Genomic DNA, 8,644 nt, shown 5'->3' with positions numbered 1-8,644 from the left:
GCGCTACGAACGCCGGGCGGACCATTTCGCATCCTTCGTCGCCATCGCTGCAGCCCTCATTTGCTACCGCCGACTTACCAAATGAGTCAACGTCTAATGGCACGGCGGCGAACGTGGATGACGCCCAGGGTGTGGGGCAGGTCGCTCGCCGCCGTGCTGTCTATGGAGACAGAGACCCACGTCGGTGGATCTCCGCCCTTCGGCGGCGGGGTCAGCCGGCGCACGAGCTCGTCGGCCGCCAGGTCATGGTCAGGGACATCCGCCACCGATGGAGCAGCGGGCTGGACGTGTGGTGGTGCGTCATTTAGCGCAGCAGCCGGCGTGCGTCGACCTCGCCGCGTAGGTATGCGCACTCCATCACGGGGAGGCATGGAAGGCCCTGGCTCGGCTGCGTTGCTGGCCCCGTCGGGCGGCCACCCTGGCGACCCTCCAGCACCTCATCGCCTCCAACAGCTGACCGACAGGGCGACCAAGCAGCTGACATCCTACGTGTCGCATCTGCGTTCTTAGCTACGGCGTGGCGTGGTCATGGCCGTGGTGGTGGGGCGAGACGTCACGCCAGTCGATGCCGGCCCTCCGGGCCCGTTTCAGTGCGTCCGCGAGGCCGTCAGGCCATGGCTGTCCGTGGCCGGGCAACACGATCTGCGCGTCCAGTCCCTCGAGGTTGCGCAGGCTTGCCAGAGCTTGATCGGGGTCGTCGTTGAGCTTGCCGGGCATGATGCCGACCCCGGTTCGGCCGGTGACCACGTCAAGGGTGACAAGCGCGTCGCCGGTGAGTGCGACAGTGCCGTCCCGGGCGACTAGTGTGCTACTTCCTGGGCTGTGCCCGGGCGTATGGACGACCCGTAGCTTGCCCGGCACGTCGAGCACCTCGCCGTCGCTGAAGGTCGAGGCCTGGAGGACGGGCGGCACTCGCAAGAGACCGTCGCGCATCCATGCCGCGTTCACCGCCAGATTGTGCGGCCGCCACAGGTTGCGGATGATCCGCCGGGGTGGTCGCCTCAAGCCGGCGCCGCGGCTGAGCCGCTGGTCTGCTTCGTGGACGTGGACGAGGGCGTCCGTCTCCCTGCGAAGCCGTTCAACGATGCCCAGGTGGTCGGCATGGCCGTGTGTCAGCACCACCGCCTCGATGGCGTCCATCGACAGGGTGCGTCGAGCCAGCCAGTCCAGCAGCTGTGACCAGTGTCCCTGCATACCGCCGTCGATCACCGTGAGCGCGCCTTTGTCCTCCAGAACGTACCAGTTGACGTGAGAGTCCCCGAAGCAATGGATCCCAGGCGCCACCTCGCGGCTATTCACTTCTCTTGTGGAAGTCACTCTCGTGACCATACACGGGCAGCTTCACGTAAGGAAGCTGGAGTTCGCGGCGCCGATCGCGGCAGAGATGGGCAGACCGGTCCGTTCGGTGATAAGTGGATCTTCGACCTAGGCTTGCCGCTTTCGAGCCGATTCGGGCCTGTCGGTTCCCCCTTTGACCACGCGCACGCTGACGGAGTCGATCGCTGTATGAGTCCAGGGCCGGGCGCGACGACTGTGGGGGATCGCCGCAGACCTGGGCATCAGCGCAAGACGTTGCGGCGCTGGATCCCGGCGGCGCGCGCCGAGCGGGGCGAGCCGAAGCGGTCGGGCCGCAGGTCGAGAGCTGGTGACAGCGGCAGTGAGATGTCGCTGGACACGGTGGAGGCCGAGAACGCCGCGTTGCGTGAGCTGGAGGAAGAGCGGGACATCCTGCGTAAGGCCGCCCGGTATTTCGCCGGGGAGACACGCTGGTGAACGCTTCCAGTTCGTCGCCGAGTATGCAGACGCCTTAGGCCGTGTCCGGTCGATCATGTGAATCGTTAGATCATGCGTAAGTCGTGGTGATCTTTCGAGACTGGAGTGGGAGTGGCTGGCCCCGTTGATGCCGGCCGCTCATCCACGGGGCGGCCGGTGGCGAGACCACCGGCAGGTGATCAACGGGATCTTGCGGCGGGTACGGACCGGAGCGCCCTGGCGGGACCTGCCCGAACGCTACGGTCCTTGGAAGACCCGCTAACGAGCGCTTCCGCGCGTGGACCCCGACGGCACGTGGGACTCCATCAAGCAAGCCCTCATGGCCGAGGCCGACCGGCGCGGTGAGCTGGACTGGAACAGCCAGGTCGACTCCACCATCGTGCGCGCTCACCAGCACGCCGCCGGAGCCCGAAAAGGGGGCTCACCGCCCAGCAGTCCCAGGCCGCGCAGGGGCTGGGCCGATCCCGCGGCGGGCTGACCACCAAGATCCCACACGATCGCCGACGGCCGCGGCCGGTCGCCCGCCTCGCACCTCACCCCGGGCTACCTCTCGATCTCCAGCCAGCCACCACGGTGGGTCCGCGTGTGAATTGGCTAATTGTTACGGCCGTCTTTTGCCACCTTCCACGCCTCCTGCGTGCCGTCCCCGTGATTTTCTTTTGCGGCGGTACGCCAGCGGTCCGTAAACGTTTGTCCGGCAGCGTTTTCTGGGAGTATCGGAAGGTCACCAGTGGACCCTGGGCTCACATCGCCGTCTCCGCCCCGCGTTATATTCATCGAATCTCCTCCTTTAGGATACGGCGTACCAGATAGACGGGTGGGGCCGTCGGCGGGTACGAGACGGTGTCCGCCGTTGAGGGCGGTGCGGGGGTCGAACTGGCGTCCGAGTCTGCGGAAGAGCTCGCCGGCCTGGTGGAGTTTGGGTGCGATCAGCCGGTCGAGGCGGTCGGTGAGTTCGCGGACGATAGCGCCGATCGTGGCGCGGGCGGTGGCTATCGCGCGGGTCGCGTTGAGCACGCCGGCGGGTCCGGCTGCGGCGCTGGCGGCCAGTTGCGGGGCACACCAGGCCAGTTGGGTCACGACGGCGGTCTGGGCGATTTTGATCGCTATCGCGCCCAAGCTCAGCAGGCCCGCAGCCCAGCTGGCGATTGTGGGAACGTCACCGGAATCGCCACCGGCGGCGATCGCCTGCCAGTGTTGGTCGAAGGCGTCGCCCTCCGCTCCGTGGGTTGCCATGGTGTACTGTCCGGCGGCCGACTCGACTTCCTGCATGCCGGGGTTCACATCACGGCGGAAGGCGCTGATCGTCCCAGCCAGGCGATCCAGCGCGTCGGGATCCCAGACGAACAGGTCAGCCGGCACACCGACCAGCGCAGCGACCTCTGCGTACGCCGCAAACTCGGAGGGAATCGTCACAGCCACGACACGCCCCCAGCTGGCGCCACAGCGGCCGTATCAAAACGATTACCCATATCGAAATTCAACCTCCAGCCGTGTTTGACATTGAATCGTAACCACGCTGGGAGTCTGGACATCTCCCCCCCGGGCTCCCAAGAGGCCATCGGCGGGACGGCCAGTGGTGATCGGTGGGGTGCCATGATATTGGTTCAGTCGATCAGACGGGCCAGGCCGGTGGCGAGGGCGCGTAGGCTCGCGAGGATTCGGGAAGCGGCTCCTTCCGCAGCTCGCAGGCGTCTTGGTGGTAGGTCACATCATGGTGCAAGGTGTAATAGTGCTTTGTTAGGTCTGTCGGTGGTTGTGTGGCGTAACGGTTTCAGTTTCGATGGCAGGTGGGGCATGCGCCGAGCCGGACGTGGTCGCGGTGCAGCGGGTCTGGTCCGGCCGAAGCAGGCCCCCAGTCCGGACCGGCCTGCGTTACCCGGAGAGCGCCGTCAGCTATGCCGAACACGTCTGGGCCGCCGGTCGCGACGCCGCGCTCTCGCTCACCTGGCGCGAAGGCTCCAAGGGTGACTTGAGCTCGCAGTTCGTCTTCCTGCGAGTGCGCCCAGCTGGACATCGGGTCGCCCGCGACCGCGACGGCACCTTGCCCGAGCGGTGGCTGATCGCACAGTGGCCGTGGCCTCACGACGCGACCGAGCCGGTCAAGTACCGCCGCCACCAGTTGGGCGATCGCCGTCATGGCGTCCCCCTGGCCGACGCCATGACGATCAATGCCCGCCGTATCCGGACCGAGTCGCGCTTATCGCGCCGGACCAGCCGCTGCAGCGTTTGCCCTTCATGATCGGACAACCGCCGCACCCGCACAGGCTCGGCCATTGTGCTCCTCCTCCATCAATCGCTTCGGTGTCGATACGACAGTGGCGGACACCCGGACAGCCAGCGCAAGCAGTACAGTGCTGGTCCTCGAGCCGGTGAACCCATGTGGTCACCGCCCTAGGTAGACGACGCCCTGGCCGCCTTGTCCCGAGGCGGCCGACGATGTCACACGGGCCCAGCCGCTGCGGAACGCCCTCCACTAACGACTGGTTCACGTCAGCCCCCCAGAACGAGCACTCCATCAGCCTCGATGGCAGGCCCCCCGCTCACCACTTTTCTGTGCTCACGCCTACTCGACGCCACATGCGATACGCACCCCTTTTTCATGACAACTGCATGGGCTCGGCGTGCGGCGTCCGGGCCCAAGCTTTCGGTATGAACACAACAACGAACCTCGACAGCCCTCACGGCACCGTTGACCACCCGACCTCTTCACCACACAGCTCCGGTCATCCTCCAGGCATCGGCAGCCGCCTCTTGGCACGCTGGCCCAGCGCGGTCGGCCTCCTCGCATTGATCGCCAACGCCTCAGGCGGCCTGGACTCCCACGTAACCGCGATGATTATCATCCTGGCGGCGATGTGTTATTTGGCCGCCGCCGCGCTCGGCTCCCGCCGGAGCGGCTGGGTGATGCTCGGGGTCGCCGTCATCACTGTCGTCGTCGCCAAGGCCACCGGACTGGATCCGACCGCGACACTGCTCGCGATGGGCGCCGGGTTCGCGGTGTACGGATTCCTTCGCGGCTCCCGCATTGACCGACGTGAACTCGCCATCCAGTCTCTCGGGTTCGCCGGGTTCAGCGCCATCGCCTTGACCGCGATGATGGTCGACCCCCTCTTGGCCGCGCACCTGGCCGCAACCGCGGCTATCGGACACGCCATCTGGGACGTGATCACTTTTTACCGCGACAAGGTAGTCGAGCGCTCACTCGCCGAGTTCTGCTTCGTCCTGGACTTCGGCCTCGGCGCGGTGCTTCTCCTTACAGCCTGGAACCTGATCCCCGCCTGAGCGGACCGGCGCACTGCCAGCGCCTCGGATCTCGGACCACTGGATGACCGAGCAAGGGATCCCCGTCCAGTACCAGGTAGTGCAACCCGTCCTGGGCAGCTTGCGTAAGGCGTGGCCAGCTGGGGGGCGGCCTCGACCAGAGTGTCCAGCGTCCAGACCCCTGGCCAGTCTTCGTCGGCGATGGTCAGCTCTCCGGATACCTGATCGCGCGCCGGCCGACCCGACGGCCATATGGGGGCCAGCGCGATGAATTGCGAACGCTCGACTTCACTAATCCGCCGTTTGCGGCCGACACCGGGCCGATCTCCCAGCCCTTCAATGCCCTCGTCGTTGATGCGCGCCAGCCGGTAACCTGCCCAAGAGGATCGCCCTCTTATCCCACTGGCCGGGCCCGTGGTGAACGCCTGCGCCCGGTCAAGGCACTGCAGAGCCATCCTTGGTGGGATGGCGTTAACAACCGCCATCTGGCCCAGCTCGCGCTCTACGCCGCTGCGAAGGATAACGGTGTGTCCGCACACAACCCTCAGCCCCCTGCTTGAACAGGGAACTGCGGCCGCCGGACCCCTTCGCAGAAGCACAGCGGCCAGCGTGACGCGCTGACCGCAGTGCGTTCGGCTCAGGCAGGCCCTTAAGAAGGACGCCGCCTTCTCTCCAGGCAGAGCCTCGGCGCCCGGAAGCCGAACACGCCCAGCTGATCCAGATGATGGCCGCCCGCGCGGACAAGCGGCCAGCGAAAGCTCCCGCGTGCTGCTGGCAGCAGATCCTCTGAAGTGATCAACTCGTTGCGACACGCCGAGCGCAAGTTGTGGCGTATGCATACGTGGGTGCGCCATGATGCTCCGCATGGCTGCTATTGCTGGACGTACACGACGCCCGAACACAGGCGGAGTGCATGGAACTCTGCAAGGCCGGGTCAGCCCCGAAACACACCGCCTCGCCCGAAACGGCGCGGCGGCCAGGGGCGTTTCCATCTCCCTCTACCTGGAGCAGCTCGTCGAAGCCGATCCCCTGACTCGCCTGCAGGCGGCCGGGCCGGTGCCTCGGCGCACGCGAGTCCCCAAGGGGGACGAGAGCATGCTGCAGGGCCGGGTACGGCCCGAGGTGTGCGCGCTGGCCAAGAAGGGTGCGAAAGCACGCCAAGTCCCGCTGTGGCGGTATCTGGAGATTCTGGTCGAGACCGATCAGGACGCCCGCCGCTACGTCGAGTCGGAACAGACGCAGCAGCTCGACCTGATAAGCGCCTAAGCGCGCTGACCTAGTCGCGGGCTGAGAGGAGACCACATCCGTCGAAGACGGCGAACAACTCCATAAAAACCACGAAGGCCCCCGCGCCATCTACCGCCAAGCAGGTGCGCGAGGACCTTCGACAGGCAACCGGATCCCGGACGGGCTTTCCAGCCTGGTCCGCTTCTCGCCAGAAGCGTTCCCGGCGGGCTTTCGCACGCCCAGGTCCGTTCACCAGAAGCTGAGGCCACGATAGACGATGTCGCCCCGGCTCTGCCAGTCATGCCCAAGTTCGGCGTGTCGAACATGGGTGAAACAGGCATTGCCGTCACTGACAACCTCATACCCCGTCCTCGTCATGGGGAGGACGGCTATTCCGGGGATGGCACGCTCAAAGCCATTGAGGAGTGGGCGCTGTGCGCGCCCGCGCTCGGCGCTCGCGGCCGCGTACGGCTATCCCATGACGGCGGCCGCAACTATCCCCGTCATCTTGAGCGTGAGCTGACGGTACGGCTGCCCCAGTCCCCCGCCGCGGTGTACGTGTACGACACGAACGGCCATACCCACCTCCTGGCCGCCGACTTCGACATCTCCCGCGCGGTACGGCGAGGCGCCCAGGACCCGTACGCCGCGGTGGCCGCCGACGCCGCCGACTTCGCCGCGCTCGTGCACGCATGCGGCGGCTCCGGCTTCGGCGACATCTCCCCCAACGGGGGCAGACACGGCTACGTGCTGTGGGCGGCGCCGCTGCCATACCGGGAGATGCGGCAGATCGCGCTCGCGCTCGCCCGCCGCTACCCGACGCTCGACCCGCAGCCCATGCTCGGCAGCACGGACGGAGTCATCCGGCCGCCCGGCTCCTGGCACCGCTCACGCGGCCATCAGAAGCTCACCACCCCTCTCGTTCACGTCCGCCAGGTGCTGGCCAACCCGTGCGGACCCGACGTGTGGAGCGCGTTGATCGACGCGCTCATGCCCGAGCTCGAAGCGATCGAGGCTGAGCAGGAGACTCCCGCCAGCATGGCGGCCGCTGTGTGGCAGATGGACGAGCAGCACGACCTGTGGCTCCCCCGTGTCGGCGGGCCCCTCCCCCGGCTCAGCCCACGTCTGGAGGAGATCGCCGCCTCCGGCAAGTTCGACCGGCGGGACTACGCCTCGCCATCCGAAGCCCGGCAGGCCGTCGTCGCTGGAGCTGTGGCGTGCGGCTGGCAGCTCGCCGACGTGTCCGCCCGCCTCGCTGGTGGCAATTGGTCGGGCATGGCCAGCTTCTACGCCCGGTACAAGGACGACCGAACCCGCGCCGAACGCCTGCGCGCGGACTGGAAAAGCGCCATCGCCTGGATCGCAGGGAGAGAATCTGGCCGCGACGTCCACACAAGGGGGAGAACACACAGCGGGGGGAGCAAGGTAGAGCTCGAAGGGCTTCGCCTCACCGTCCAACCCGCGCCTCGGAGCACGGACGCGGGGACGGAACGCCAGCAGATCCTCCGCTGGAATTCCGCGATGAGAGCAGCCGAGAGGCACCGGTGGGTAGGACCTAGAGCGGTGACCATCCGGCGTGTGCTTCGCGCGCTTCTGAAGGCCGCGCAACTCCGGAACTGCACCGTCATCGCGTTCGGTGTCCGGCACCTGGCCCTGCTGGCGGGGCTGGACGAATCGACCGTGGCCAAGACGCTGAAGCTGCTGAGAGAGGAGCGCGACCCCTTCATCAACCTCATCCAGGTCCACCACGGCGAGCGGGCCGACACCTACCGGCTGATCATCCCGCAGGGGTACGCCGAGGCGGCCGCATGGAGACGCTGGCAGCCCGGCAAGCTTGGCGGGATCCACCCCGTCTTCCGCATTCTGGGCGGCACAGCCGCGCTCGTCTGGGAGCAGCTCAACAGCGAGCCGACCCGCACGACCGACCTGCACACGCTCGTCGGCATCTCCCCAACCGCCGTCACCACCGCGCTCACTAAGCTCGCTGAGCACGGCCTGGCCGAGCGACGCTGCGGTGGCTGGGTCCGCGGCCCCGCTGACCCGCTCCGCGTTGCCAAGCAACTCGGCGTGCCCGAGCTGCTCGTCGAGATCATGGCCCGCTACCGGCAGCAGCGCGCGGAGTGGCACGCCTTCCTCTCCGTCATCGAGGCGTTCGTCCCCACCTTCGAGCCGCCCGAACACCCGATCCCGTTGCAGGAGATCGCCGACGCAGGCCCACCACCGTGGATGGACGCCGAACCGCACGGGCCCCCGCAGCCGGTGCTCGGTTAGCGCGTATCCGCCTAAGACGTTGACTCATTTGGTAAGTCGGCGGTAGCAAATGAGGGCTGCAGCGATGGCGACGAAGGATGCGAAATGGTCCGCCCGGCGTTCGTAGCGC

6 protein-coding genes and 3 pseudogenes are annotated in these 8,644 nt (G+C 67.1%); 6 read left to right on the top strand and 3 right to left on the bottom strand.

Features of this window, described 5'->3' with window-relative positions; all coding sequences use genetic code 11:
- Positions 1 to 85 (top strand): annotated as a pseudogene (locus ABFX50_RS49955) (IS5/IS1182 family transposase); the annotation flags it as partial.
- Positions 86 to 510: 425 nt separating this feature from the next.
- Here ABFX50_RS49955 and ABFX50_RS49950 read toward each other — a convergent pair.
- The gene (locus tag ABFX50_RS49950) at positions 511 to 1,317 is read right to left on the bottom strand and encodes an MBL fold metallo-hydrolase (RefSeq protein ID WP_346158214.1); all 807 of its coding nucleotides are present in this window, start codon (positions 1,315 to 1,317) and stop codon (positions 511 to 513) included.
- A gap of 517 nt (positions 1,318 to 1,834) precedes the next feature.
- Between ABFX50_RS49950 and ABFX50_RS49945 the strand changes: the two are divergent.
- A pseudogene (locus ABFX50_RS49945) lies at positions 1,835 to 2,317 on the top strand (IS5 family transposase); the annotation flags it as partial.
- 50 nt (positions 2,318 to 2,367) lie between these two features.
- Here the strand turns inward: ABFX50_RS49945 and ABFX50_RS49940 are convergent.
- Complete coding sequence (locus tag ABFX50_RS49940; RefSeq protein WP_346158216.1) at positions 2,368 to 3,195, bottom strand: hypothetical protein; 828 nt, start codon at positions 3,193 to 3,195, stop codon at positions 2,368 to 2,370.
- Between the two features lie 391 nt (positions 3,196 to 3,586).
- Between ABFX50_RS49940 and ABFX50_RS51730 the strand changes: the two genes are divergently transcribed.
- From ABFX50_RS51730 to ABFX50_RS49920, 4 genes are all read left to right on the top strand, one after another.
- Positions 3,587 to 4,015, top strand: a complete 429-nt coding sequence (locus tag ABFX50_RS51730) for a hypothetical protein (RefSeq protein WP_379506957.1) — start codon at positions 3,587 to 3,589, stop codon at positions 4,013 to 4,015.
- Between the two features lie 410 nt (positions 4,016 to 4,425).
- Complete coding sequence (locus ABFX50_RS49930) at positions 4,426 to 5,058, top strand: hypothetical protein (RefSeq protein WP_346158213.1); 633 nt, start codon at positions 4,426 to 4,428, stop codon at positions 5,056 to 5,058.
- An 888-nt stretch (positions 5,059 to 5,946) separates the two neighbouring features.
- Positions 5,947 to 6,303 carry a hypothetical protein gene (locus tag ABFX50_RS49925; RefSeq protein ID WP_346158211.1) on the top strand — a complete coding sequence of 119 codons (357 nt, stop codon included), beginning with the start codon at positions 5,947 to 5,949 and terminating at the stop codon, positions 6,301 to 6,303.
- A 285-nt stretch (positions 6,304 to 6,588) separates the two neighbouring features.
- Positions 6,589 to 8,535, top strand: coding sequence for a hypothetical protein (locus ABFX50_RS49920; protein WP_346158209.1), 1,947 nt, complete (start codon positions 6,589 to 6,591; stop codon positions 8,533 to 8,535).
- A gap of 24 nt (positions 8,536 to 8,559) precedes the next feature.
- Here ABFX50_RS49920 and ABFX50_RS49915 read toward each other — a convergent pair.
- Positions 8,560 to 8,644, bottom strand: a pseudogene (locus tag ABFX50_RS49915) (IS5/IS1182 family transposase); the annotation flags it as partial.

The organism is Nonomuraea recticatena (assembly GCF_039533245.1).
GTDB classification, from domain to species: domain Bacteria; phylum Actinomycetota; class Actinomycetes; order Streptosporangiales; family Streptosporangiaceae; genus Nonomuraea; species Nonomuraea roseola.
Note: the sequence above shows the minus strand (reverse complement) of the source record. Positions and strands in the feature narration are given on the sequence as shown.